Annotated in this window: 23 protein-coding genes; 12 read left to right on the top strand and 11 right to left on the bottom strand. The window is 65.6% G+C overall.

The window, feature by feature from the left end; all coding sequences use genetic code 11:
- Positions 1 to 89: 89 nt before the first annotated feature.
- Positions 90 to 1,049 (top strand): PepSY domain-containing protein, encoded by a 960-nt coding sequence (locus EO136_RS09170; protein WP_164730512.1) that lies wholly within the window; start codon positions 90 to 92, stop codon positions 1,047 to 1,049.
- 306 nt (positions 1,050 to 1,355) lie between these two features.
- On the opposite strand, the gene EO136_RS09165 is transcribed toward EO136_RS09170, so the two are convergent.
- From EO136_RS09165 to EO136_RS09145, 5 genes are all read right to left on the bottom strand, one after another.
- Positions 1,356 to 2,411 (bottom strand): M42 family metallopeptidase, encoded by a 1,056-nt coding sequence (locus tag EO136_RS09165; RefSeq protein WP_127144140.1) that lies wholly within the window; start codon positions 2,409 to 2,411, stop codon positions 1,356 to 1,358.
- A complete protein-coding gene (locus EO136_RS09160; protein WP_127144139.1) occupies positions 2,408 to 3,427 on the bottom strand; it encodes an esterase-like activity of phytase family protein in 1,020 nt (339 codons plus the stop codon). The genes EO136_RS09165 and EO136_RS09160 overlap by 4 nt, the downstream gene beginning before the upstream one ends.
- Complete coding sequence (gene cobT / locus EO136_RS09155; RefSeq protein WP_127144138.1) at positions 3,418 to 5,298, bottom strand: cobaltochelatase subunit CobT; 1,881 nt, start codon at positions 5,296 to 5,298, stop codon at positions 3,418 to 3,420. Before cobT ends, EO136_RS09160 begins: the two co-directional genes overlap by 10 nt.
- 9 nt (positions 5,299 to 5,307) lie before the next feature.
- The gene (gene cobS, locus EO136_RS09150) at positions 5,308 to 6,285 is read right to left on the bottom strand and encodes a cobaltochelatase subunit CobS (protein ID WP_127144137.1); all 978 of its coding nucleotides are present in this window, start codon (positions 6,283 to 6,285) and stop codon (positions 5,308 to 5,310) included.
- A 153-nt stretch (positions 6,286 to 6,438) separates the two neighbouring features.
- Positions 6,439 to 7,092: a J domain-containing protein gene (locus EO136_RS09145; protein WP_164730511.1), complete on the bottom strand. Its 654-nt coding sequence runs from the start codon at positions 7,090 to 7,092 to the stop codon at positions 6,439 to 6,441.
- A 162-nt stretch (positions 7,093 to 7,254) separates the two neighbouring features.
- Between EO136_RS09145 and EO136_RS09140 the strand changes: the two genes are divergently transcribed.
- Positions 7,255 to 7,515, top strand: coding sequence for a BolA family protein (locus tag EO136_RS09140; protein ID WP_127144135.1), 261 nt, complete (start codon positions 7,255 to 7,257; stop codon positions 7,513 to 7,515).
- On the opposite strand, the gene EO136_RS09135 is transcribed toward EO136_RS09140, so the two are convergent.
- Genes EO136_RS09135 through EO136_RS09125 form a run of 3 tightly spaced genes read right to left on the bottom strand, consistent with a single transcriptional unit; the run spans position 7,505 to position 10,480 of the window.
- Positions 7,505 to 8,785 carry an HlyC/CorC family transporter gene (locus EO136_RS09135; RefSeq protein ID WP_127144134.1) on the bottom strand — a complete coding sequence of 427 codons (1,281 nt, stop codon included), beginning with the start codon at positions 8,783 to 8,785 and terminating at the stop codon, positions 7,505 to 7,507. The two genes, EO136_RS09140 and EO136_RS09135, sit on opposite strands and share 11 nt — an antisense overlap.
- Positions 8,785 to 9,900 (bottom strand): 3-dehydroquinate synthase, encoded by a 1,116-nt coding sequence (gene aroB, locus EO136_RS09130; protein WP_127144133.1) that lies wholly within the window; start codon positions 9,898 to 9,900, stop codon positions 8,785 to 8,787. The genes EO136_RS09135 and aroB overlap by 1 nt, the downstream gene beginning before the upstream one ends.
- Positions 9,893 to 10,480, bottom strand: a complete 588-nt coding sequence (locus EO136_RS09125) for a shikimate kinase (protein WP_127144132.1) — start codon at positions 10,478 to 10,480, stop codon at positions 9,893 to 9,895. The genes aroB and EO136_RS09125 overlap by 8 nt, the downstream gene beginning before the upstream one ends.
- A 147-nt stretch (positions 10,481 to 10,627) precedes the next feature.
- Between EO136_RS09125 and EO136_RS09120 the strand changes: the two genes are divergently transcribed.
- The 6 genes from EO136_RS09120 to EO136_RS09095 all read left to right on the top strand — a co-directional run bounded on the left by EO136_RS09120 (position 10,628) and on the right by EO136_RS09095 (position 17,243).
- Positions 10,628 to 10,783, top strand: coding sequence for a histidine kinase (locus EO136_RS09120; RefSeq protein WP_127144131.1), 156 nt, complete (start codon positions 10,628 to 10,630; stop codon positions 10,781 to 10,783).
- On the top strand, positions 10,780 to 11,703 hold the full coding sequence (locus EO136_RS09115) for a site-specific tyrosine recombinase XerD (protein ID WP_127144130.1): 924 nt from the start codon (positions 10,780 to 10,782) through the stop codon (positions 11,701 to 11,703). The genes EO136_RS09120 and EO136_RS09115 overlap by 4 nt, the downstream gene beginning before the upstream one ends.
- A gap of 118 nt (positions 11,704 to 11,821) precedes the next feature.
- A complete protein-coding gene (locus EO136_RS09110; protein ID WP_127144129.1) occupies positions 11,822 to 12,781 on the top strand; it encodes an acetyl-CoA carboxylase carboxyltransferase subunit alpha in 960 nt (319 codons plus the stop codon).
- A gap of 125 nt (positions 12,782 to 12,906) precedes the next feature.
- Positions 12,907 to 13,923 (top strand): L,D-transpeptidase family protein, encoded by a 1,017-nt coding sequence (locus tag EO136_RS09105; RefSeq protein ID WP_127144128.1) that lies wholly within the window; start codon positions 12,907 to 12,909, stop codon positions 13,921 to 13,923.
- Positions 13,924 to 14,103: 180 nt separating this feature from the next.
- Positions 14,104 to 14,673: a biliverdin-producing heme oxygenase gene (locus EO136_RS09100; RefSeq protein WP_246018309.1), complete on the top strand. Its 570-nt coding sequence runs from the start codon at positions 14,104 to 14,106 to the stop codon at positions 14,671 to 14,673.
- Positions 14,673 to 17,243 carry an HWE histidine kinase domain-containing protein gene (locus EO136_RS09095; protein ID WP_127144126.1) on the top strand — a complete coding sequence of 857 codons (2,571 nt, stop codon included), beginning with the start codon at positions 14,673 to 14,675 and terminating at the stop codon, positions 17,241 to 17,243. Before EO136_RS09100 ends, EO136_RS09095 begins: the two co-directional genes overlap by 1 nt.
- On the opposite strand, the gene EO136_RS09090 is transcribed toward EO136_RS09095, so the two are convergent.
- Both EO136_RS09090 and secA read right to left on the bottom strand, forming a co-directional pair.
- On the bottom strand, positions 17,221 to 18,993 hold the full coding sequence (locus EO136_RS09090; RefSeq protein ID WP_127144125.1) for an SLC13 family permease: 1,773 nt from the start codon (positions 18,991 to 18,993) through the stop codon (positions 17,221 to 17,223). The genes EO136_RS09095 and EO136_RS09090 overlap by 23 nt on opposite strands.
- 112 nt (positions 18,994 to 19,105) lie before the next feature.
- Positions 19,106 to 21,793: a preprotein translocase subunit SecA gene (gene secA, locus EO136_RS09085; protein ID WP_127144124.1), complete on the bottom strand. Its 2,688-nt coding sequence runs from the start codon at positions 21,791 to 21,793 to the stop codon at positions 19,106 to 19,108.
- A gap of 251 nt (positions 21,794 to 22,044) precedes the next feature.
- Here secA and EO136_RS09080 point away from each other — a divergent pair, with 251 nt between their 5' ends.
- The 4 genes from EO136_RS09080 to EO136_RS09065 all read left to right on the top strand — a co-directional run bounded on the left by EO136_RS09080 (position 22,045) and on the right by EO136_RS09065 (position 25,041).
- A complete protein-coding gene (locus tag EO136_RS09080) occupies positions 22,045 to 22,980 on the top strand; it encodes a peptidylprolyl isomerase (protein WP_127144123.1) in 936 nt (311 codons plus the stop codon).
- Positions 22,981 to 23,068: 88 nt separating this feature from the next.
- Positions 23,069 to 23,329 (top strand): putative antibiotic biosynthesis monooxygenase, encoded by a 261-nt coding sequence (locus EO136_RS09075; RefSeq protein ID WP_246018308.1) that lies wholly within the window; start codon positions 23,069 to 23,071, stop codon positions 23,327 to 23,329.
- 78 nt (positions 23,330 to 23,407) lie between these two features.
- Entirely contained in the window at positions 23,408 to 24,640 is a 1,233-nt protein-coding gene (argJ, locus tag EO136_RS09070) for a bifunctional glutamate N-acetyltransferase/amino-acid acetyltransferase ArgJ (RefSeq protein ID WP_127144122.1), read from the top strand.
- Positions 24,637 to 25,041 carry a (deoxy)nucleoside triphosphate pyrophosphohydrolase gene (locus EO136_RS09065; RefSeq protein WP_127144121.1) on the top strand — a complete coding sequence of 135 codons (405 nt, stop codon included), beginning with the start codon at positions 24,637 to 24,639 and terminating at the stop codon, positions 25,039 to 25,041. Before argJ ends, EO136_RS09065 begins: the two co-directional genes overlap by 4 nt.
- A gap of 36 nt (positions 25,042 to 25,077) precedes the next feature.
- On the opposite strand, the gene EO136_RS09060 is transcribed toward EO136_RS09065, so the two are convergent.
- Positions 25,078 to 25,941, bottom strand: a complete 864-nt coding sequence (locus tag EO136_RS09060; protein WP_127144120.1) for a malonyl-ACP O-methyltransferase BioC — start codon at positions 25,939 to 25,941, stop codon at positions 25,078 to 25,080.
- Positions 25,942 to 25,960 lie beyond the last annotated feature (19 nt).

Genomic DNA, 25,960 nt, shown 5'->3' with positions numbered 1-25,960 from the left:
GTTTCGTTTCGGGTGGGTTCAAGGCGGATGCGCTAGGGATCGTGCCGTCAACGCGACACCGTCGCAGCAACGAAAAAATGGAGATACCCATGCTCAGGTCCACACACGCTTTCGCCCTTGCAGCGCTCGCAATCGTTCCGGCGGGCTACGCGCTGGCCCAGACCCCGCTCGGCTCGCTTTCGGGCACCGTGATCGAGGGAGAGGTCGGGGAGGTCTTCGGCCAGCGCTTTATCCTCGAGGACGGCAGCGGGCGCACGCTCGTTGATCCTGCCGCCGCGTTCTCCGATGACGCGCAGCTGAGCGGTGGCGACCGGGTGGTCGTGGTCGGCGACGATACCCCCGATGGCTTTGTTGCCCGTTCGATCACCCTGGCGGACGGCACGGTGATCCTGAGCGCGCCGGCCCAGGCGGCAGCAGCCCCGGCCCCCGCCCCGCGCACCGAGACCGCACAGGCGCCCCAGCCGGCTTCCGCCGCGATGTCGGCGGCCGATGCGCAGGCCATGCTCGAGAATTCGGGCCTGTTCAGCCGGGTGTGGCTCGATGAGGACGATGACGGGCATTTCGAGTTCGAGGCCGTCGATACCGATGGCCGTGAGGTCGACATCGATGTGCGCCGGGACGGGACGATCTACGAGATCGACGTGGATGACGATCGCCGGGCCAACACCAACAACCTCGCCGATCTGTTGCCCGAAGCTCTGCGCAGCGCGGTGGCCGAGCGTGGGATCGTGGACCTGATCGAGTTCGAGACCAAGGGCCGGCACTACGAGGTCGAAGGCTATGATGCCAACGGCCGCAAGGTGGAGTTCGAGATCGGCGCCGACGCCCGGACGGGTTCTATCTCGGTCGAGAGCGAGCGGCGTCCTGCGCCGGCCAATGTCGATGTCGACGCGGCAAGGGCCCGGGTCGAGGCGGTAGGCTATGTGGTGCAGGCGGTGGAAACCAAGCCGCGCCATATCGAAATGGTCGCCATGAGCCCCGAGGGCGCGGAAGTGAAGCTGGACGTCGATTTCGAGGGCGAGGTCTATCGCGAGCGCCTGATCCGCTAGACCATATCCTGTTCTGATTGAATCAGAACAGGAGCTCCAGTCTTTGAGTTGCCGCGTCTCCGAACCCGAAACGTGTTTCCACTTTCCCTGGAACTACTGCAGCTCTTCAGACACCGCCCCCGAAACGGGGGGACGCGGCATGACCTCAAGGCGCGTAAGATGATCCTTGGGGACGCGTTTCCTCCCCTCCCAACGGAGCCGGGCACCCGCCTGCCCGCTTCGTGAAGGGCCGCTCCCCGCCCGGGCGGCCCTTCTTTTTGTCCGCACTCCAAGTCTTTGGTTCGGCGCGTTTCCGAAGGAAACGGTCTATCGGCCCGAGAGGTAGGCGACGAGAATGTCGCGCGCGGCGATCAGATCGTTGCAGTCGATCATTTCAGCGACCGTGTGGATATAGCGTGTGCCCACAACGATGCCGACGGCGCGCGCGCCTGCCGCGGCCTGCTGGGCGGCGGCGGCATCCTGTCCGCCACGGGCGAGGATGGTGCGCTGGAACGCGATCTTATCGCGCACGGCGAGGGCCTCGATTTCCTCGACCAGGTCGAGATCGGCGATGAAGGACCCGTCCTTGACCTGTAGTCCGAAGCCCTTGCCCTGGGTGGTGACCGCTTCGTTTTCTGGCACGCCGGGGGTATCGCAGGCCAGCGTGGTGTCGATGCCCAGCCCGATATCGGGTGAGATGGCAAAGGATGCGGTGCGCGCGCCGCGCAGGCCGACCTCCTCCTGGGCGGTAAAGGCCACGTGGATCTCGCAGTCATGGCGCACATCGGCCTCCGCGAGCGCACGGATGGCCTCGATGCCCAGCCAGCAGGCGATGCGGTTGTCGAGCGCCTTGGAGACGATCTTGTCGCCCATCTCCACGAGCGGCTCGTCCATGACGACGAAATCGCCGACCTGAACGTGCGAGCGGGTTTCCGCGCCCAGACCGATATCGATGAAGAAATCCTTGGGCTCGGGAATCTTCTTGCGCTCGTCGGGCGAGGAGATGTGCAGGGGGCGGCCGCCGGCATTCATGACGCCGGGATAATCGCCATCCCGGGTGCAGACCTTGACGCGGCGGGCAAAGAGGGTACGCGCGTCGAACCCGCCGACCGGATCGATGTGGATCCAGCCCTTCTCACTCACATGGGTCACGAGAAAGCCGATCTCGTCCATGTGGCACAAGAGCATGATCCTGAGCGGATTTTCGGACCGCGTGCGCGAGCGCCGGGTGGCGAGCAGGGACCCCATGGGATCGGTGCGCACCTCGTCGAACAGCCCGGAGATCTCGGTCTCGATCAGCTTGCGAACCCGATGCTCGCGGCCGGGCACGCCCGGGGTGAGGCAGAGATTGCGCAAAAGGTCGATGTTGAACGCGGTGGTCATGGGGCAGGGTCTCCGGTCTCGGGCAGAGCAAATTCGAGCAAAAGCGTGCGCTGGAAGGCAAGGAAATTGTCGTCGGACACGATCAGCATGCGGACTTCTCCGTCGGACATGGTTCGCACGCCAAGGCCTTCCATGTTGTCCACGTCCCGGCCCGAGCCTGAAAGGATGATCTCTCCGTCCATGCGGGCCCCGGCGCGAACCGCATCGGCCGGGATCCGACGGACCTGCATGGCAAAGCCGAGAAGGCTGAAGGTGCGCTCGAGCACGAGGAGATCGCCATCGGGCGCGAAAGCGCAGTCGGTGGGCAGAAAGCGGCCGGAGCGTTCGAGGTCGAGATCGCCGCGATCGGCGACCCCCAGAAGGGTCGCGGCAATCGCGTCGCCCGTGCGAACGTGATTCTCGGTGATGATCAGCGTCGATCCGGCAATCGGGGAGGCCGGAGGGGCGATACACAGCGATTCGATCGATTCATTGGTGCGCAGGGCGCGCAGCCAGTCGGGGATCGCGACGGGCTGGGCGGGGCCGGTCGGGATGCCCTCCGCATCGAGCGCATAGTCGGCAACGCGAGTGTTGGATTCGAAGCCGACGCGCATGGCCGAGGGTAGCCCCTCGCGCACGATGATCTCGACCGCTTCGGCATCGGCGCTGAACCGGCCGGGAATGGCGTCGCCGGTGGTGGCGGTGAGCGGGGCGAGCCGGGTGTCGATGAGACCGGGTTCCGCACCCGGCGCGAGCCGGCCCGTGATGACCGAGCCGCGGTCGGTCACCATCACGAAGCGCGCGGCATCGAGCATGGAGAGGCCCGAAATGCCGCCGAAATCGGGGTGGTCGGACGAGAGGACCGCACCGCCGCGAAAGACGACGCCATCAACCGGGTCTCCGGGCACGGCGGCGCCGAAGGCCGTGACCGGCTCGGCCGCAATGGTGACCGGTTCGCCAGCGACCCCAGGCGCAGCAAGGACAAGGCCCAGACCCAGCGCGAAACCCAACCCTGCGAGCGGGGGCGCTAGCGCCATCGCCGGACCATGCCGGGCGCTTCCTCGTCGAACAGGGCCGCGAGATTGTCTGTGAGTGCCCCGGCGAGTTCGTCGGCATCGAGAATCGTCACCGCGCGGCGATAATAGCGGGTGACGTCGTGGCCGATGCCCACGGCGACGAGCTGGACGGGCGAGCGGGTCTCGATCTCCTCGATCACCTGGCGCAGATGGGCTTCGAGATAATTGCCCGGATTGACGCTCTGGGTGGAATCATCGACCGGCGCGCCGTCCGAGATCACCATCAGGATCTGGCGGTTCTCGGGCCGCGCCAGCAGGCGCTTGTGGGCCCATTGCAGGGCCTCGCCGTCGATGTTCTCCTTCAAGAGCCCCTCGCGCATCATCAGGCCGAGATTGCGCTTGGCGTGCCGCCAGGGCTCGTCGGCGCCCTTGTAGATGATGTGCCGGACATCGTTGACCCGGCCCGGATTGGCCGGACGGCCCGCATCGAGCCAGGCTTCACGGGACTTGCCGCCCTTCCAGGCGCGGGTGGTGAAGCCCAGGATCTCGACCTTGACCCCGCAGCGCTCGAGCGTGCGTGCGAGAATGTCCCCGCAGATCGCGGCGATGGTGATCGGGCGTCCGCGCATGGAGCCGGAATTGTCGATGAGCAGCGTCACGACCGTGTCGCGGAACTCGGTGTCGCGCTCGGCCTTGAACGAGAGGGCCTGGAGCGGATCGGTGACAACCCGGGTCAGCCGGGCGGTGTCGAGCAGACCCTCTTCGAGATCGAACTCCCAGGCCCGGTTCTGCTGGGCCATCAGGCGCCGCTGGAGCTTGTTGGCAAGGCGCGCAACCGCGCCAGCCAGATGCTCGAGCTGCTTGTCGAGAAGGGCCCGGAGCTGATCGAGCTCCTCGGTGGGGCACAACTCGGCGGCGCTGACGATCTCGTCGAACTTCTCGGTGAAAATCCGGTAGGTCGGCTGGTTGGAGAGCCGGTGTGGCACGCCTTCGTCGGGCGGGGGCGCGGGAGCGTCCTGTCCGGCCTCGGCGGTGGCGTCCTCGTCGGTGTCGGCCATGTCGGCGTCCTGGCCTTCGAGGTCGCCTTCTTCCTCGTGCTCGCCGGCGGCCTCGTCGGCGCCTTCCATCTCCGCGCCGTCGCTCTCGCCCTGCTCCTGCTCTTCTTCCCCGTTTGCCGACTGGTTGTTCTGGGCGTTTTCACCCCCATCGGCCTGGTCGGGCTCGATCTCGTCGAGATCGGCGTCGGCGATCAGCTCGAGCTCACGCAGGAAGCTGCGCGAGGCCTGGGCAAAGGCGGACTGGTCTTCGAGCAGTTCGGCCATCGCCTCGAGCGAACTGGTTCCCCTGCTCTCGACCTTCTCGCGCCAGAGATCGACCATGGCCCGGCCCGAGGGCGGCACGGGGATGCCCGCCAGCTTTTCGCGCAGCATAAGCCCCAGCGCCTCGGCCAGCGGTGCGTCCTTGAGATCGCCGACATCGGCATAATTGGCGCGGAACAACCGATCCTCGAGCATCTGGGCGATGTTGCCGCTCATGCCGGGCATGCGCCGGCAGCCCAAAGCTTCGACGCGGGCCTGCTCGAGCGCGTCGAATGCGGCGCGGGCGTCGGCATCCTTGGGCGCGAGCTTGCGATGGGTGGCGGTGTCGTGGCTGGCGAGCCGCATGGCCATGGCATCGCCCTGGCCGCGGGCAATGGCGATGTCGCGGCTGGTGGGCAGGCGCGGCAAGGCGGCGAGCCGGGCCTTGTCCGAGGTCAGGATCGGGCGGTCGGCGGAAAAGGCCACCTCAAGTTCGGGCGCCCCGGCGATGGTGCGCACGGCCGCTCCCATCGCCGCCCTGAAGGGGGCGGTGGGATCGGGCTTGTTGGGTCTGGAGCGCGGAGGCTGGGCCATGCGGCTGCCTTATGCCGAAATCGCCAGGTTGGCGGCGGATTCGGGCAAATCCTCTCCAAAGACGCGCTGGTAGAACTCGGCCACGACGGCCCGTTCGAGTTCGTCGCACTTGTTGAGGAAGGTCAGCCGGAAGGCGAAACCCAGATCACCGAAGATCTCGGCGTTCTCGGCCCAGGTGATCACCGCGCGCGGGCTCATCACGGTGGAGAGCTCCCCGTTGACGAAGGCCTGGCGGGTGAGATCGGCGATGCGGACCATGTTGGAGACGGTCTTTTCGCCCTCGGGGTTCTGGTAGGACTTGGCCTTGGCCAGCACGATCCCGACTTCCTTTTCGTGGGGCAGGTAGTTGAGCGTGGCCACGATCGACCAGCGGTCCATCTGGCCCTGGTTGATCTGCTGGGTGCCGTGATAAAGCCCGGAGGTGTCGCCCAGACCGATGGTGTTGGTCGTTGCGAACATGCGGAAGGCGGGGTGGGGACGGATGACCCGGTTCTGGTCGAGAAGGGTCAGGCGCCCGGCGACTTCGAGCACGCGCTGGATCACAAACATCACGTCGGGGCGGCCGGCGTCGTATTCGTCAAAGACCAGCGCCACGTTGTTCTGGACCGCCCAGGGCAGGATGCCGTCGCGGAATTCGGTGACCTGCTTGCCGTCCTTGAGAACGATGGCGTCCTTGCCCACCAGATCGATACGGCTGACGTGGCTGTCAAGGTTCACGCGGACCAGCGGCCAGTTGAGCCGGGCTGCCACCTGCTCGATATGGGTCGACTTGCCCGTGCCGTGATAGCCCTGGATCATCACGCGGCGGTTGAAGGCAAAGCCGGCGAGAATCGCGAGCGTGGTGTTGCGGTCGAACAGATAGTCGGGGTCGAGTTCGGGCACGTGAGGATCGGTCGCCCCATAGCCCTTGACCACCATGTCGCTGTCGATGCCGAACAGGTCCCTGACCTTGTAGTCGGTGTCCGGCAGATGGGAATATTCAGTCATCGAAAAGGCCTCATCGGAAGACGCGCGTCTGGCGGCGGCAGAAAAATGCGGGCGAGCTATAGCAGCATAATTGCCCCAGTCCTAGGGTCTGGACCTTAAAGGATTTGAACCGATCCATCAGGATTCATGCAGGGGCAGGCAGATGGCGGGGTCCTAGACGAAGCCACGGGTCTTGAGGTGATTGTAGGCCAGAATGATCAGGCGCAGCCGGTCCTCGGACCCCTTGTCGCCGCCATTGGCGTCGGGATGGTGGAGTTTGACGAGAGCCTTATAGGCGGACTTGATCTCCTCGCGGGTCCTGCGGCCTTCGAGCCCGAGGGTTTCGAGCGCAGCGCGATCCTGGGGATGGATGGTGAGCGCGCGCTCCTCGGGGGGCGTTCCGCTGGTCCGCGCCTGATTGCGGGCCAGCCGTGCGAACAGGTTATTGGGATCGTTGACGCGCTTGGCGGTGTAGTCGCGGGTCTTGAACTTGCGCGGCTCGGGATTGGACTTGCCGAAGCGGTTGGACCCGAACGCCCAGGTCTCGCGCGCGCCGGGCGCGTTGACGCTGGCCGCGTGCGAGGCGATGTCGTCATCGCTCATGCCCGAGAAATAATTGTAGGCCTTGTTGTAGTGCCGGACGTGCTCGAGGCAGAAATTGTGAAACTCCCCGTTCGCCTTGGCGCCCTTGGGCGCGCGATGTGGCGCCGGGTTCTCGCACCCTTCCCAATCGCAGACCGGATGCTGAGGTTCCTCGGGCGCCGCGGCGCCGCGGCGCGGCCGGATGCGAATGGAGTCGAAGATGGTGGACTTGGATTTGGCTGTCATAATCGGTCTTTGAAGGCTCCGTTTCCTTCGATCCTGCTTCCCGTGCTGTGGGGCCGACATGATGGGGCCCTTGTGCAGCGGCAAGCGCGCGATGATATACGCTTTGCGCCGGCCCGGTGCCGGTAAATTTGTCCCACCCATCAAGTAAGGACTGTTGACACCATGAGCGTGCGCGAGAGCATCGAGCAGACCCTGGCTGACCAATTCGTGCCCGACCTGCTCGAGGTCATCGACGAATCCGACCGTCACCGTGGGCACCAAGGATGGCGGGAAGGGGGCGAAACCCATTTCCGCGTCCGGATTTCGAGCCCCAGGCTCGAGGGCCTGAGCCGGGTCGGCCAGCATCGCGCGATCAACGCCGCGCTCGCACCCCAGTTCCGCGCCGGGGTGCATGCGCTGGCGATCGAGGTGGTCAGGAGCTGACGGTGTCGGGGCCCAGCGGGGTGACCCGGAGCTGGGTGATCCGGTTATGGGTCTTGCGCAGCACCTTGAAGCGCAGATTGTGGAAGGTGAACTGGGCGCCCTGCTCGGGGATCAGCTTGGCTTCCTGGATCACGAGGCCCGCGATGGTGTTGGCTTCCTCGTCGGGCAGGTTCCAGTCCAGCGCGCGGTTGAGGTCGCGGATCGGGAGCTGGCCGTCGATGACGTAGGAGCCGTCGGCCTGCTTGGTCAGCCCCTGCATGACGGTATCGTGCTCGTCGGCGATGTCGCCCACGATTTCCTCGAGGATGTCCTCGAGCGTGATCAGGCCCTGGACCTCGCCATATTCATCCACGACCAGAGCGAAGTGGAGCTTGCGCTTGAGAAAGGCGTTGAGCTGGGCCTGGACCGAGGTGGTGTCGGGCACGAACCAGGGCTTGAAGGCGATCTTGGTGACGTTGACCTTTTCTGGGTCGCCCCCCACTTTCATCAGTGCGCGCAGAAGGTCCTTGGCGTGGACGATGCCCACGATGTTGTCCTGGCGCTCGCGGTAGAGCGGCACGCGGGTATAGGGGCTTTCGAGCACGGCGGACACCAGATCGGCGGTCGGCATGTCCGCATCGAGCGCGAGCATGCGGGTGCGATGCACCATGACGTCGGAAACCTCGAGCTCGTGCAGGTCGAGAATGCCGCCGAGCATGTCGCGGTCGTGCTTGAACACCTCGCCCTCGGCGTGGAGGAAATCCACCGTGCCGCGCAACTCCTCGTGTCCCGAGACTGCGCTGGCCTTGTCGGCGTCGAGCCCGAAGCCCTTAAGGATGGTGTTGACGATCATCTGGACGGTGCCGGTGATGGGCGCGAACAGGAAGACGATCATGCGGATGGCGGGCGCCACCACCATGGCGAACGCGTCGGGCCGCATGAGCGCAAGGGTCTTGGGCAGAACTTCCGAGAACACGACGACCGCCGCGGTCATCGCGATGGTGGCGTAGACGATGCCCGCTTCCCCGAAAATCTGGATCAGCACGGACGCGGCCAGGGTCGAAGCGAGAATGTTAACGACGTTGTTGCCCAAAAGGATTGCGCCGATGAGGCGCTCGCGCTCGATGGTGAGCTTTTCCACCAGCCCGGCGCGCTTGTTCCCGCTCTTGGCGAGATGGTGCATGCGTGCCCGCGAAGCTGCGGTCAGGGCCGTTTCCGAGCCCGAAAAAAAGAAGCTCACGCCAAGAAGGGTGACGATCGCGGCGACAGACAACCAGAAGGCTGCGTCCATTAGCGTTGGTCCTCAAGGAAACTGGCGACGGCGCCCGGGTCGACATCGCGTGCAATAAATGAGTGTCCGATCCCGCGCGTGAGAATGAACGTCAGCGCGCCGCGAGAGACTTTCTTGTCCTGCGCGATCATGTCCATGAGGGCATCGGTTGGAGGCAGTTGTCCGGGAATGTCGGCGAGTATAGTGGGAAGCCCGACGGTTTTCAAATGCGCCTCGACCCGGCCCGCGTCCTGGGAGGTGCACAGTCCGAGGCTGGCGGAAAACCGGTGGGCGAGCGCCATGCCGATCGCCACGCCCTCGCCGTGGAGCAGGCGATCGGAATACCCGGTGGCCTTTTCGAGGGCATGGCCGAAGGTGTGGCCCAGGTTGAGCAGAGCCCTTGCGCCCTGCTCGGTCTCGTCGGCGGCGACCACACGGGCCTTGGCCGCGCACGCGCGCGCGATCGCGTCGGCCCGCGCCGGACCCCCCTCAAAGATATCGCGCCAGTTGGCCTCGAGCCAGAAGAAGAACCCGGCATCGTCGATCAGGCCATATTTGGCCACTTCCGCGTAGCCGGACCGGAACTGGCGCTGGGGCAGGGTATCGAGGGCCCCGAGATCGGCAAGGACGAGGCGCGGCTGATGGAAGGCGCCTACCAGATTCTTGCCGTGGACCGAATTGATGCCGGTCTTGCCCCCGACCGAGGAATCGACCTGGGCGAGAAGGGAGGTGGGGATCTGGACGAAATCCATCCCCCGGCGCGTGATGGCGGCGGCAAACCCGGCAAGATCCCCGATAACGCCGCCCCCAAGGGCGATGACGAGGTCCCGGCGCTCGAGCCGGGCCGCGATCAGCCCGTCGACCACCGCCTGAAGCTGAGCCCAGGACTTGGTGGATTCTCCCGCGGGCAAAACGATCGTCTCGTGGGCGAGGCCAGCCTGGGTGAGGGCGTGCTGGAGGCGCGGGAGCTGGGTCCGGGCCACGTTTTCGTCGGTCACGATGCCGAAGCGCGCGCCGGGGGCAAGCTTTGCGAGACGGTCTCCCGCCTCATCGATGGCGGTGGGCGAGATCACGATCTCGTAGCGGCGATCGCCCAGTTCGACCGGAACGATCCGGGCAGCGGTGCTGTCAGTCATGGTCGGGCTCGATATCGAGAAAGCCGGCGAGTTCGGCGATGAGGTCGGCGACGACGGTGTCGTGGGGCACGTCGCGTGAAAGGATGGTGATGTCGGCCAGCCCGTAGGTGGGATAGCGCGCATCGATCAGCGATTTGAGCGTGCCGCGGGGGTCGGGCGTGCGCAGCAGCGGGCGGGTGGGCCGTTTGGAGACCCGGGCAAAAAGCAGCTCGAAATCGGCCTTGATCCAGACCGAGACGCCCAGTTCGGCGATCTGCTCGCGGGTCTGGGGGTTCATGAAAGCGCCGCCGCCCGTGGCGATCACGCCCTGATGCTCGCGCAGGAGCCGGGCGATGACGCGGGCTTCCCCGGCGCGGAACTCCTCCTCGCCATGGGCGGCGAAAATCTCGGGGATGGTCATGGCCGCAGCGGATTCGATCTCGGCATCGGAATCGACGAAATCGAGCCCGAGCCGGCTGGCCAGCCGGCGCCCGACGGTGGTCTTGCCGGCGCCCATCATGCCGATCAGCACGATGGGGCGGCCCTCCAGTCGGCGCACGATCTCGCTTTCGATGACCGTCCGGGCGGCTTTGTGTCCCATGTCCCTCTCGTGCGCAGCAGGCCGCCCGTTCAAACCCGTGCCGCCACGTCTTGTCAAGCGCGCGCTGGGGGCAGGGGGAGCGCTTACGCTTGCGGGGAGGAGGCAAATCTGGGACAAACGGGCGTTGTTTCCATCGACCGTCGCCCCATGCCAACGCTCTTTCGCCTCATCGTCGCCCTCGCTTTCCTTGCCGGCCTCGTGTACGCGGGCATGTTCGCGCTCTCGGCGCTCGTGGAGCCGCGCGAGCGCGAGGTGACGGTACGCGTGCCGACCCAGCAGATCTTTTCCTCCGAAAATCAATGAGCGGATCCGACGGCCATCTCGTGGACGCGTTTCTCGAGATGATGAGCGCCGAGCGTGGTGCGGCGGCCAATACGATTGCGGCATACGAGCGCGATCTGCTTGATTACCTGGAGTTTCTCGGCACGCGGAGCCGGGCCGCGCGCTCGGCGTCCAAGGACGATGTAGCCGACTATATCGCCGGGCTCGACGCCCAGGGGCTGGCCGCGTCCTCGAGCGCGCGCAGGCTGAGCGCGGTGCGCCAGTTCCACAGGTTCCTGCTCGCCGAAGGGATGCGCGGGGATGATCCCACCCGTATCGTTTCGGCCCCCAAGCCGCGCCGGGCGCTGCCCAAGGTGCTTTCGATCGAGGATGTGTCGGCCCTGCTCGAGCGTGCCGAAGCCGAAGCTGCGGACGAAGGCGCCGATGCCGAGGCGCGGCTGAGGGCCGAGCGCCTCTACGTGCTGCTCGAGTTGCTTTATGGCACGGGATTGCGCGTGAGCGAGCTCGTGGCGCTCGAACGGGCGGCGCTGATGCGCGACGCGAGCTATCTCACGGTCGCGGGCAAGGGCGGCAAGGAGAGGGTGGTTCCGCTCAACGATCGGGCCCGGGATGCGCTGGTTGCCTGGCGGGCGCGCCAGGACGAGGGGCGGTACATGTTCCCCGCCCAGGGGCGTTCGGGCCATATCGCCCGGCAGGTGTTCGCACGCGATCTCAAGGGGCTGGCGGCGCGGGCAGGGATCGGGGCGGGGCGGGTTTCTCCCCACGTCCTGCGGCACGCCTTTGCCAGCCATCTGCTCCAGAACGGCGCCGATTTGCGGGTCGTGCAGATGCTGCTGGGCCATTCCGACATCGCCACGACCCAGATCTATACCCATGTGCTGGATCGGCATTTGCGGGAGCTGCTCGAAACCCATCACCCGCTCTCGGGCCGCGGTTCTTGACAAGAGGGCCCCTAATCGACACTTTCCCGCGACCTTTCGGGAGGCCCTTGAGGCCGGGCTTGCGCCCGCCGGCCCCCGGACGCTAATCGAAGGCATCTTTCCCAGCCGGGCGGAGTCCATGCAGTCCTATCTCGATTTCGAAAAGCCGGTCGCCGAACTCGAAGGCAAGATCGCGGAACTCAAGTCTCTCGCCCAGACCGACGATGCGGTCTCGATCGGCGAGGAAGTCACGCGCCTGCAGCAGCGGGCCGAGGATGCGCTGCGCGACGTCTACAAAAAGCTCAGCCCCTGGCAGAAGACCCAGGTGGCGCGCCATCCGCTCAGGCCCCATTTCTCGGACTATCAGAGGGCGCTGGTGACCGAATGGACGCCGCTGGCCGGGGACCGGAAATATGCCGACGATGCGGCCATCCAGGCCGGCTTCGGGCGCATTGACGGCCGGCCGGTCGCTATCCTGGGCCAGGAAAAGGGCAACGACACCGAAAGCCGGCTCAAGCACAATTTCGGCATGGCGCGACCCGAGGGCTATCGCAAGGCCGTACGGCTGATGGAGATGGCGGACCGGTTCGGACTGCCGGTGGTCTCGTTCGTGGATACCGCGGGCGCCTATCCCGGGATCGGCGCCGAAGAGCGCGGCCAGGCCGAGGCCATCGCGCGCTCGACCGAGAAATGCCTCGAGATCGGGGTGCCAAACATCGCGATCGTGATCGGGGAGGGTGGCTCTGGCGGGGCCATCGCGATCGCCACGGCCAACAAGGTGGTGATGCTCGAGCACGCCGTCTACTCGGTGATCTCGCCCGAAGGGGCAGCCTCGATCCTCTGGCGCGATGCAGGCAAGGCCCAGGACGCGGCCAACAACATGAAGATCACGGCGCAGGACCTTCTGGATTTCGGGATCATCGACACGATCATCGAGGAACCGGTGGGCGGCGCGCACCGGCATCCCGATACGGTGATGGCCGCGACGCGCGTGGAAATCGGTCGATTCCTCGAGGAGTTCGACGACGGGCGCGGTCCGCTCGAAATCAGGGAGCACCGGCGCGAGAAATTCCTTGCAATGGGAACGGCCCTCACCTGAAAGTGAGCGGGATTTGGTTCAATTCGCGCCGGTTTTGCGCGTCCATGAGCCTTGTATTACCGGAGCTTTAACCATGCCGTGCTAGTCATGGCCGGGACAACTCCTGGAATGACGGACCTGTGTGGATGATCCGAGCAATTGGTGCGACGCTGCTGGCGTTCATGATGATTGTGGTGCTTGGCGCCTGTGCCCCGATCGAGGGGGACGGACGGCATCTCGTGCCGCTGAGCGCCCAGGCCAAGGGCAAGCTGGCGGCGATGGGGTCCTCGCCGCAATCGGCGATGATGGTCCGCATCTTCAAGGAAGAGAATGTCCTCGAGGTCTGGAAACAGGCGTCGAGCGGGCGGTACGAGCTCTTTACGACCTATGAAATCTGCACCTGGTCAGGCGAATTGGGGCCCAAGGTGGCCGAGGGCGACCGGCAGGCGCCTGAAGGATTCTACACCATCACCCCGGGCCTGATGAACCCGCGCTCGAATTACTATCTCGCCTTCAACCTCGGGTTTCCCAACAAGTTCGACAGGGCCCACGGGCGGACCGGCAGCCATCTGATGGTTCACGGGGCGTGCTCGTCGGCGGGCTGCTATGCCATGGAAGACGATCAGATCACCGAAATCTACGCCCTGGCCCGCGAGGCCTTCTCGGGCGGGCAGCGCAGCTTCGAGGTCCAGATTTTTCCCTTCCGGATGACGCCTGCCAATATCGCCCGTCACAAGGACAGCCCGCATATGGAGTTCTGGATGAACCTCAAGGAGGGCTACGACTTTTTCGAGGTCGCCAACCGGCCCCCATCCTGGGACGTGTGCGAGGGGCGGTACGTGTTCCGCGAGCCCAGCGCCGCGTCCGCCGCGGCCTCGATGGGCGGACAATGCCCTGCGGTGGTCGCCGACCAGCGGATCGTCAATGCGTTCATGAGCAAGCAGGCCGAAGATGCCGAGGCGATCCGGCTTGCGCTCAACCGTGAGGCGGACAGCAAGGCCCGCCAGGCGGCGGCGGCCGAGCGCAAGGCGCAGGCCGAAGCCGAACTCGCCCAGCGCAGCGAAGCGATCAACGGCGCGGTGGGCGGATTTTTCGGCGGGCTGCTTTCTCCGTTCGGTGGCTCTGATGCGTCTGTACCCGCCACACCCGAAGGCGGTGCGTAAACCCCACACCTGCTCAAAAATCACGATACCGCCTATCCGGCGCGGGAACATCGGAGGCGGCGAGGCGTTCAAAGTGCCGTTGAGGGCGTTGCCGATCGCGTAAGGCCCTATCGTTAGAGGCCGAATCCCCATAGTGTTCAGCGTGGGGGCGCTCGAGATAAAGGCGCGATGAGCAACAGAATGGCCCTTCGGGCCGCCACCACTCACATGCATGGACAACTCGATGCACTCGATATCGATCTGTCCAGCCGATCGCGGTATTGCGACTTCCTGCTCTGGCAGGCAGGTCTCGTACCTGCGCTTGAGCGCCATCTGGAAAGCAATGGCGTGGGCATGCTGCTCACCGACTGGTCCGAGCGCAGCCGTCGTGACGCGCTCGCGAGCGATCTCTGCCAGCTCGAGCTTGCCCAGCCCGCCCTTGCCGCGTCCCTTTCCAATGCCAGCGGTCTGGATGCGCCCGAACACAATGTCGGTGCGCTTTGGGGCATAGCCTATGTGCTCGAAGGGTCACGGCTCGGGGGCAAGATGCTGGCGCGCGCGGTTCCCGAAACGCTCTCGCAGTCTGCATCCTCGTTCCTTTCGCACGGCCGATACACCAATCTCTGGCCGCGCTTCGTCGCCGCACTGGATGCGGCCCGCCTGTCGGGCGCGGAGATGGCGGCAGCCATCGCCGCGGCCAACGCGGTCTTCAAACTCTTTGCAGGGTCGGCACCCTTCCCCTCGCGCGCCGCTCTCGCTTCGGTCGGATAATGAACCAGCACACAGTCCCCACAAAAGTCGATCTTACCAATTGCGACCGCGAACCCATCCACAGGTTGGGCAAGATCCAGGCCTTCGGCGTGCTGGTTGCTGTGTCGCATGACTGGATCGTCCAGTATGTGTCCGAGAACGCCCAGGGGTGGTTCGGCGTCCGGCCCGAGGACATGATCGGCATGCCGCTGAGCGCCAGCGCACATTCGGACTTCGTGCACGCGGTGCGCAACCACGTCCAGTATCTGGTGGGCCCCGACGATGTGGAGCGCGCCTTCGGGCTGCGCCTGATCGAGGACGGGCGCCTCTGCGACGTGGCGGTGCACGTGTCGGGTTCGCTGGTGGTCATCGAATGCGAGCCGGCCCAGCCCGGTGCGGGCAACAATGATTCCATGGTGCGCCGCATCGTGAGCCGCCTGCAGGGCGCGCGGACCACCGATCAGGTCTGTCAGGCGGGTGCCCGCCTCATCAAGGCGCTGACCGGTTTCGACCGGGTGATGGTCTACAAGTTCATGCATGACGAGGGCGGGGAGGTTGTCGCGGAGGCCAAGCGCGCCGATCTCGAGCCCTTTCTGGGCCTGCGCTATCCCGCTTCCGACATCCCCCGGCAGGCCCGCGAACTCTACAAGCGCAACCTGATACGGGTGATTGCCGACGTGCATGGGGAATCGATCCCCATCATCCCCGAATTCAGTCCCGACGGCATGCCGATCGACCTTTCGACCTCGGTTCTGCGTTCGGTCTCCCCGATCCATATCGAGTATCTCAAGAACATGGGCGTGGGCGCCTCCATGTCGGTCTCGATTGTGGTGCGCGGGCAGCTCTGGGGGCTGGTGGCCTGCCATCACATGTCGGCGCGGCGGGTGCCCTTTCCCGTTCGCACGGGCGCCGAGCTGGTGGGCCAGATGTTCTCGCTTGCGCTCGACGCCCGCATCCGGGACGCCGAGATCGAGGCCGAGCAGCGGGCTCACGACTTCCACCACAAGGTGCTGCGCAGCGTGGGTCCGGAACCCGATCAGGGCCCCGTCTCCCAGCTTTCGGCGATGTTTGAGGAGATGTGTGCGCTGGTGGACTGCAATGGCATCGGCATGGTGGTGGACGGGGAAGTCGAGCTCTGGCAGTCCACGCCCACGCGCGCCCAGTTCGATACGCTGGTCAATTTCCTCAATCGCACCACGTCCAATTCGATCTATGCGACCCACAACCTTTCGAGCGTGTTTCCGCCGGCAGCCGAGTTCGCGCCGCTGGCCTCGGGGCTGCTGGCCATTCCCATATCACGCCGGCCGCGAGACTATCTCGTGTTCTTCCGCAAGGAAGTGGTGCGGACAGTCAATTGGGCGGGCAATCCTGAAAAGCCAGTCTCACTGGGGCCCAATGGCGAGCGGCTGACGCCGCGCAAGAGCTTTGAAGCCTGGCAGACCGAGGTCAAGGGCCAGAGCGAACCCTGGCAGGCCAGCCAGATCCGGCTTGCCGACGCGCTGCGGGTGACGCTTCTGGAAGTCGTGCTCAAGCACACAGATTTGATCGAGACCGAGCGCAAGGCCGCCCAGCAGCGCCAGGATCTGTTGATCGCCGAACTCAATCACAGGGTGCGCAACATTCTGGGGCTGATCCGGGGCCTGATCAAGCAGGTGCGCAATCCGGCCCGGACGACCGAAGAGTTCGTCCAGACGCTCGATGAACGCGTGCAGGCCCTGGCCCGGGCTCACGACCAGCTCACCCAAAAGCAATGGTCGGCCGGATCGCTGCACGAATTGATCGACAACGAAACGGCCGCCTATCTGGCCGACAAGGCCGGGCGGGTTTCGGTCAAGGGGCCCGATGTAGGGCTCAAGCCGCAGGCCTTCTCGGCGCTTGCGCTGGTCATGCACGAGCTCACGACCAATTCCGCGAAATACGGGGCGTTGTGCGACAGGCGCGGCCGGGTGACGGTCACCATCGCGCTGACCGAATATGGCGGCGTGAGCATCGACTGGGTCGAGCGGGACGGCCCCCCGGTCAAGGCGCCCGATCGGCAGGGCTTTGGGACACTGGTCATCGAACGGTCGGTCACCCACGATTTGGGAGGAAGTGTGGATATGGATTTTCGGCTCGAAGGGCTGACCGCCAAGTTCGAGATCGCACCCGAGCATGTGGCCGACGCGCCCGAGCGCTCGGAAAAGGGCGCCGTCCGGGCCGCGACCGCGGACAGGGCGTCGATCCAGGCGATCGAGGGGCCGGTTCTGCTGGTCGAGGACAACATCATCATCGCCATGGATTGCGAAGCGATTCTGGGGGACATGGGGTTCAGGGAAGTGAGCCTGTGCTCGAACGTGGACCAGGCGCTCAAGCTCATTTCGCACAGGGATTTCGGCTTTGCCGTGCTCGACGTCAATCTGGGCTCGGAGACAAGCTTTGCGATCGCGGACGTGCTCGTGGAGAAGGGCGTGCCTCTGGTCTTTGCCTCAGGCTATACAGAGGGCGTGGACTTCCCCGTGATTCATGCCGATGCGCCGCGCGTGGGCAAGCCTTACGACAAGGCGAGCCTGCAGGCGGGGATCGGCGAGGCTATAGCGGCCAGAAAACCATGATGGCCGGGACGGCCACGGCCACGATGATGGCCTCGAGCGGTAGTCCCATCCGCCAGTAATCCCCGAATTGATACCCGCCCGGGCCCATGATCAGAGCATTGTTGTTGTGCCCGATGGGCGTGAGGAAAGCGCAACTCGCGCCGATGGCCACGGCCATGAGGAATGCATCCGGGTTGGCCCCGATGATCTGAGCGAGCCCGACCGAAATGGGCGCCAGGATCACTGCCGTGGCGGCGTTGTTGAGCACGTCCGAAAGGAACATGGTAAAGACCAGCACGATGGTCAGAGCCACCCAGGCGGGCAGCGACTGGCTGGCGGCGGCAAGGGCCTCGGCGACCACCTGGGTGCCGCCCGAAGTCTCGAGCGCCAGTCCCACGGGCAGCAGCGAGCCCAGCAGCACCACGACCGGCCATTCGATCGACGTGTAGATCTCGCGCATGGGCAGGATGTCGAAGACCACGTAACAGATGGCGACGGCGCCCAGGGCCACGGTGAGCGGGATGAGGCCGAAGGCGCCCACGCCGACAGCGGCGGCAAACATGGCGATCGCGGCCCAGGCCTTGCGATGCTGGATGATGGCCGGCGAGGAGGCCACGGGCAGGCAGTCCATGCGCGCGATCACGTCCTCAATGGAATCCTGATGGCCCAGCAGGAGCATCACGTCGCCGACTTCGAGCGCAATCCGGCGCACGCGTTCGGTGAGGACCCGTCCGCGGCGGGAGAGCCCGAGCATGACCACGCCATTGCGCTGCATGACGCGCACGTCGTTGGCCCGGCGACCCACCACGGGCGAATCGGCAGCCACCACGGCTTCGACCATCTTGAGCTCGGTCGAGAGCTCGACGCTCTCGCCGGACTTGCCCTGAAGATCGAGCCCCAGCGCCCCGGCAAAGGCGGTGATCGATTCAGTGCCGCCCTGGACCACCAGCAAGTCGCTCTTGCGGACCTTTTCCCAGCGGGCCCGCCCCGGCAGGCGCTTGTTGCGCCGCACCAGCCCCACGATGGCGCAGTCATGTTCTTCCGCGGTGGGATCGAGTTCACGCAGACGCTGGCCGCGGGCCTTGGAATTCTCGCCGACCACGAGCTCGGTGGTGTAGCTGGCCGAGGCGCGCAGCTCGGCGCCCATGCCCTTGCCCTTGTCGCGCATGGGGATGAGCCGCCAGCCCACGAGCCCGATGAACGCGATGCCCGCCAGCGCGCACAGCAGGCCCACGGGGGTGAAGTCGAACATGGTGAAGGGCGCGCCCAGAGCCCGTTCGCGATAGGCCGCGATGATGATGTTGGGGGGAGTGCCGATCAGCGTGATCATGCCGCCCAGGATCGTCGCGTAGGCCAGAGGCATCAGCGATGCGGCCGGTGACCGTCCGGCCTTCTGCGCGGCCTGTATATCGACGGGCATCAGGATGGCGAGCGCCGCCACATTGTTCATGAACCCGGAAAACAGGGCGCCGATGCCGCCCATGGCCGAAATGTGGAGCGGCAAAGGCCGATCGCGATCAACGGCAAAGCGGGTGATCAGGTCGACCGCGCCCGAGCGCGAAAGCCCGGCGGTGACCACAAGCACGAGGGCGATGATGATCGTGGCGTCGTTGCCGAAGCCGGAAAAGGCCGTGTCGGCGGGCACGACCCCGAGGACGACGCCGGCGATCAGGGCGGCGAAAGCCACGAGGTCATAGCGCCATTTGCCCCACAAGAGGCCGACGAGCACGAGCCCGAGGAGCACGAAGAGCATGATCTGTTCGTAGGTCAATCGTGCCCCCATGCACCCGGTCGATCGTGCGCAAATGCGCAGATGGTCCGACGCGTTCCCTCACCCGCGAGCGAAATGTTCGGCGCCAGGGGCGCCGACCAGGCAAACAGGCTCAGTATGCGCCGTGGCAGTGCTTGAACTTCTTGCCCGAACCGCAGGGGCAGGGGTCGTTCCTGCGGGTGGTGGCAAGCTGCTCCTGGGTGAGCGGGGCCGCCGAGCCCTGGGGCTGGCTGCCTCCGGCCACTTCCTGCTCGCCGGTCTGGGGATTGACGTGCGAGGCGCGCAGCTGTGCGGGATCGGGAGCCTGGGGCTCAGGCTGGCGGACCTGCAGCTCGAAATGGCTCATCTGGGTGGTGACGAGCTCGCGCAGATTGGTCAGGAGCTGGGAGAACAGCTCGAAGGCTTCCTGCTTGTACTCGTTGAGCGGATCGCGCTGGGCAAGGCCGCGCCAGGCGATGACCTTGGAAAGATGGTCGAGGGTCACGAGGTGATCGCGCCAGAGCCCGTCGATGGACTGCAGGATGATCGACTTCTCGATCTGGCGCATGGTGTCGGAGCCGACCCGGGCTGTCTTGGCAGCGGCGAACTGGTCGGCGGCATTGACCAGCCGCTCGCGCAGAACCTCGATGTCCATGCCTTCCTCGTCCACCCACTGGGCGATCGGGGGCGTGATGCCCAGATAGGTGCGGCAGGCTTCGGTGAGCTGCTCGACATTCCACTGTTCGGGGAAGGATTTGTCCGGGCACGATTTGGCGATCACCGAATCCACCACGTCGTGGCGCATGTCGGCGATGGTGTCGGACACGTTGTCGTCATCCATCAGCTCGAGACGCTGCTCGAAGATCACCTTGCGCTGATCGTTCATCACGTCGTCGTATTTGAGGATGTTCTTGCGGATGTCGAAATTGTGCGCCTCGACGCGGGTCTGGGCGCGCTCGATGGCTTTGGTGACCAGCCCATCGGAAATCGCTTCGCCGTCCTTGAGTCCCAGCGATGTCAGAATCTTTTCCATGCGCTCGGGGAAGAACCGGCGCATCAGATCGTCCTGAAGCGAGACGAAGAACTTGGAGCGCCCGGGGTCGCCCTGGCGGCCGGACCGACCGCGCAACTGGTTGTCGATGCGGCGGCTTTCGTGGCGCTCGGTGCCCACGACCATCAGCCCACCGGCGGCCTTGGCTTCGGCGCGGCGCTCTTCGACCTCGGCCTTGATCTGGGCGATGCGGGCCTCGCGTGCTTCCCCTTCGAGTTCTTCGGTCTCGTTGGCGATGCGCATGTCGAGATTACCGCCGAGCTGGATGTCGGTGCCTCGGCCGGCCATGTTGGTGGCGATGGTGATCGCGCCCGGCACACCGGCCTGGGAAATGATGTAGGCTTCCTGCTCGTGATAGCGGGCGTTGAGGATCTGGACGTCCTTGACGCCCTTGTTGCGCAGGTGCTCGGCCAGCACTTCGGAGCGCTCGATCGAGGTGGTGCCCACGAGGACCGGCTGGCGGCGCTCGCGGCAGTCGATCACCGCCTGTGTGATGGCGTTGAACTTTTCATCGACGGTCCGGTAGATCGCGTCGTCCTCGTCCAGGCGCGCGATGGGCACGTTGGTGGGGACGGTGACGACTTCGAGCTTGTAGATGTCGGCAAATTCGGACGCCTCGGTGTCGGCGGTGCCGGTCATGCCCGAGAGCTTCTTGTAGAGCCGGAAATAGTTCTGGAAGGTGATCGAGGCGAGGGTCTGGTTCTCGGGCTGGATCTTGACGTTTTCCTTGGCCTCTAGCGCCTGATGAAGTCCCTCGGAGAACCGGCGCCCGGCCATCATGCGGCCGGTGAACTCGTCGATGATCACAACTTCGTCGTTGCGCACGATATAGTCCTTGTCGCGCCGGAAGATCTTGTGGGCGCGCAGGGCCGAATTGAGGTGGTGGACCACCGAGACGTTGTCGATGTCGTAGAGCGAGCCCTCCTTGATCACCCCGTCGCGGGTGAGGATCTCCTCGAGCTTTTCGATGCCTTCGTCGGTAAGGCTGGCGGCGCGGTGCTTCTCGTCGACGCTGTAATCGTCTTCCCCGAGCAGAGGGATGTATTTGTCGATCTGCTTGTAGAGTTCGGACCGGTCCTGGGACGGGCCCGAGATGATGAGCGGGGTGCGCGCCTCGTCGATCAGGATCGAGTCCACCTCGTCGACGATCGCGTAATTGTGTCCGCGCTGGACCATCTGGGCGCGGCTGTACTTCATGTTGTCGCGCAGATAGTCGAAGCCGAACTCGTTGTTGGTGCCGTAGGTGATGTCGGCGTCGTAGGCTGCCTTGCGTTCGGGGTCCGAAAGCCCGGGGACGATCACGCCGACCGTGAGCCCGAGGAAGCGGTAGATCTGACCCATCCAATCGGCGTCGCGGCGGGCCAAATAGTCGTTGACCGTGACCACGTGGACGCCCTTGGCCTCGAGCGCGTTGAGATAGGCGGCGAGCGTGGCCACGAGGGTTTTGCCCTCGCCGGTCCGCATCTCGGTGATCGAATGCTCGTTGAGCACCATGCCGCCGATCAGCTGCACATCGAAATGGCGAAGCCCGAGGACGCGCTTGGACGCTTCGCGCACCGTGGCGAATGCCGGTACGATTAGGCTTGCGAGCGATTTGCCGTCCGCGAGCTGGCTGCGGAATTCGACCGTCTTTTCGCGCAACTGATCGTCCGAAAGCGCTTCGAACTCGCTTTCCAGTGCGTTTATGGCGTCGACATCGGGCTGGTAGCGGCGCACGCGCCTGTCGTTGGACGAGCCGAAAATCTTTCGGGCTAGCGCAGCGAATGCCATGGGGACTGTATCCTTAGATCCTGTTGCCGGTCACGCCCAGAGCGGCTGCGATCCCGGGCCCGATAAGGCTCTTGGGGGGCGCGGGCCAATAAGGCGCGGGGATAGCGCGACGAAGATGTAAGAGCGCTCACAAGGGTTGTCAACGTCGGCAAAATGGGCGAAACCAGCGCGAAAAGGCCCCAAACCCCGGTTAGGAGGCCTAGCGCCGAGTATTGGGGGCTTGGCAGAACCACACCAAGGAGAAAGCCCACATGCCCATCTCAATTGCGCCGCGCACCGGCCTGCGGCCAAACGCCCTTATGGCCTCCGCTGCCTTCGCTCTCACGCTTTTCGCCGCTCCGGCCATGGCGCAGGGGGAGGGCGAAACGCCCGCACCCGCTCCTGCGGTCCAGGAGGCTGAAGCGGCACAGACCCGCTCGCCCGACACCATTCTGGCCACCGTCGGTGGTGTGGAGATCACCGAGGGTGACCTGCTTTATGCGGCCGAAGACCTCGCCCAGGACCTCCAGCAGGTCCCGCCCGCCGACCGTCGTGCCTTCCTTCTCACCGTGCTGATCGACATGAAAGTCATGGCCAATGCCGCACGCGGCGAGGGGCTTGACGAAAGCGAGACCTTCGCACGGCGGCTGGACTACCTCGAGGATCGGGCGCTGCGCCGCGCTTTCTTTTCGGAGGTGATCGAAGCCGGGGTGACCGACGAGCGCATCGAGGAGACCTATGAGGAGCTGGTCGCAGAGTTCGAGCCCGAGCCCGAGCTGCGCGCACGCCATATTCTCGTGCCCACCATCGAGGAGGCTCAGGAGGTGCTCGCCGAGCTCGAAGGCGGGATGGCCTTCGAAGAGGCGGCCACAGAGTATTCCATCGACACCGGCAGCGCCGCCGAGGGCGGGGATCTGGGCTGGTTCCGCACTGGTATGATGGTCGAGCCGTTCGAGCAGGCTGCCTTCGCGCTCGAGGTCGGGCAGATGTCGGAGCCCGTCGAGAGCCAGTTCGGCTTCCACATCATCGAGCTGCAGGATCGCCGGGTGTCGAGCGCGCCCCCGCTCGAGCAGCTCCAGCCCCAGATCGCCCAGCAGGTGCTCTACGAGAACTTCGATTCCATCGTCTCCTCGCTCAAGGAAGAGGCCAATGTCGAGATCTCCGATCCCGAACTGGCCGCAGCAGTCGAGGCGCAGGGCGGGCTCTGATCACTCAGCGCGACGTCGTTCAAGATTTCCGGTTCGGGGCAATCGCGCCCCGGACCGTTTGGTTTCCAGCCATCGCGGTTCGCATTTCATGGATAGTTCCGGTCAGCCTCATTCCGAATCCCCGCCGATGGTGATCTCGCGCCACAGGCAGTTCGCGCTTACCCTGCTGGGGGTCTATCCGCTGATCACGGTCCTGCTTTATCTGGTTCTGCCCTTCACTCAGGGCTGGCCGATCTGGGCGGTCACGCTGGTCGTCGCTCCGCTCATGGTTTCGATCATGGTCTATTTCCTGATCCCGACCATCCTCGCCCGCTTCAGGCGGGTGCTCCTCGTGCCGCCCCGCAAATAGGGCCCTTGCGCGCCGGGCCGGTCCTGAGGCACATGGACGGCCATCACCCGATCCAGACGTCCCAAGAGGTCGCGCGCCATGCCCCTTCCTGTTTCCCCGCTCGCTCCATCCACCTATGACGTGCCCCCGCCGGTCGCCGGCGTGCGCTTTGCGACCGCGGAAGCGGGCATAAGGTACAAGGGCCGCACCGACGTGCTGCTGGCCGTCTTGGACCCGGGCACCACAGTGGCGGGGGTGCTCACGCGCTCGCTTTGCCCCTCGGCTGCGGTGGACTGGTGCCGGGATGCGCTCAAAGGCGGCACGGCTCGGGCGCTGGTGGTCAATTCGGGCAATGCCAATGCCTTTACCGGCGCGCGCGGCCAGGAGGCGGTAACGCTGACGGCCGAGATCGCGGCGCGTGCGGTGGGGTGTGCGCCCGGAGAGGTCTTTCTGGCCTCGACCGGGGTGATCGGCGAGCCGCTGGACGCGCGCAAGTTCGACGGGGTTCTCGAGGAAATGGCCGGTGGGCTCAAGGACGGCCCCTGGATGGAGCCGGCCAAGGCGATCATGACCACCGACACCTTCCCCAAGCTGGCCAGCCGGACGGTGGAGATCGACGGCGTGCCGGTGACCATCTCGGGCATCGCCAAGGGATCGGGCATGATCGCGCCGGACATGGCGACCATGCTCAGCTTCGTTTTCACCGACGCCCCGGTGGCTCAGGATGCGCTCCAGACGCTCGTTGCCCGGCACAACCAGACCAGCTTCAATGCGATCACCGTCGACAGCGATACCTCGACGTCCGACACGCTTCTGGCCTTCGCGACGGGCAAGGCCGATATCGCCGAAATCACCGTGGCCGACGATGCGCGCGGCAGGGCGCTCGGCGATGCGCTCGGGGCGGTGCTGTTCGATCTCGCCATGCAGGTGGTGCGCGACGGGGAGGGGGCAACCAAGTTCGTGACCGTGCGGGTGCGCGGCGCGTCCACCGAGGCGAGCGCTGGGCGCATTGCGCGCGCCATTGCCGATTCCCCGCTGGTCAAGACCGCGGTGGCGGGCGAAGACGCCAATTGGGGCCGGGTGGTGATGGCAGTGGGCAAGGCGGGCGAGCCGGCCGACCGGGATCGGCTCGAGATCGCCTTCGGGGACATCGTGGTTGCCCGCGCCGGCATGCGCGTGGCCGACTATTCCGAGGAGGCGACCAGCGCCTACATGAAGGGCCAGGACCTCGAGATCGCTGTGGACATCGGGCTGGGGGACGGCGCTGCGGTGGTCTACACCTGCGACCTCACCCATGGCTATATCGACATCAACGGCAGCTATCGCTCGTGAGCGCAAAGCTGGTTCTGGTGGTGGCCTGCGCGCTGGTCGATGCCGACCGGCGCGTCCTGATCGCCCAGCGGCCCCTGGGCAAGGCCATGGCCGGGCTCTGGGAGTTTCCCGGCGGAAAGGTCGAGCCCGGTGAGACGCCCGAGGCGGCGCTGATCCGGGAGCTTTCCGAGGAATTGGGCATCGATACCGCCGCGGCGTGTCTGGCGCCCCTGAGCTTTGCCAGCCATGACTATGACGACTTCCACCTTCTGATGCCGCTGTATGTGTGCCGCAAGTGGAGCGGGACGCCCAGACCCTCCGAGCACACAGCACTCAAATGGGTGCGGCCCACCGCGCTGCGCGACTACCCCATGCCGGCTGCGGACGAGCCGCTGATCGCCCCGCTGATCGACCTGCTCTGAGCGGCTGCCGTGGGCGCATCGGCTGCCTTGGAAGCTTTAGCTGTTGCGGGCCTTGTCGCCAAGGACGTCGCGCAGGCTGGTCTGGGCGGAGCCGGGTTTTAACGGCTTCTGCTGGCTGTCGTGGGGCGCCCAGCCCGACATCCAGAGGATTTCGAGGGTCGCCCGGACCCGTCCGTCGGGGTCAGAATGGCGCTCGGCATAAAGCTCTGCCGCGCGCAGGAGCAGGGTGCGCGTCATGGGGCGCGGCGCCCGATCGATCAGCGGATTTGAGGCGCCAAGGGCGCGCAGCTCGGTAAAGAGCGCCATCGGGCTGCTGTAGCGCACCGTGTGAGTTTCAAGGTCCGCCACCGGAAGGGCGAGCCCGGCGCCCTGGAGCAGCCGGCCCGCATCACGCACATCGATCATGGGGGCGACCCGGGGGGACGCGCCGCCGGTCACTTCGGTGTCGGCGGCGAGAAAGGCTTCGCGCATTTCCGTAAGCGAGCGTCCGCCGATGGCGGCCGCGATCAGCAGCCCGTCGGGAGCGAGATGGCGCCGCAGTCCGGCCAGAAAGGCCGGCACGTCGTTGACCACCTGCAGATCGAGCACAGAGACAATGAGATCGTGATCGTCCCCCTCAAGGACGGGATGATCGGGATCGACGCGCGGGCACCCGGGAGCCTGGAGAAGCGTCGAGGCGCGGACAAAGGAGAAGTCTCCGGCGGCGGACCGCCCCTCAATCGGCAGCAGGCCAGGATCGGGGCCCAGGATCAGGGCGTGCGCGAAGGGGCGGGTCACCGCGGCGAGCCGCTCGTTGAGATCGTCGAGCACGAGGCGCGTAATGAAATCGTCCTCGCCCCGGCGCCGCGCCAAGCGGGCAGCAATGAGGTCGCGATCAAATATTGTTGGCATCGGAGGCATGGGGCAGGCCGTGCTGGCG

Source organism: Pelagibacterium montanilacus, assembly GCF_003992665.1.
Classification (GTDB): domain Bacteria; phylum Pseudomonadota; class Alphaproteobacteria; order Rhizobiales; family Devosiaceae; genus Pelagibacterium; species Pelagibacterium montanilacus.
This window is presented reverse-complemented; position numbering and strand designations above follow the sequence as displayed.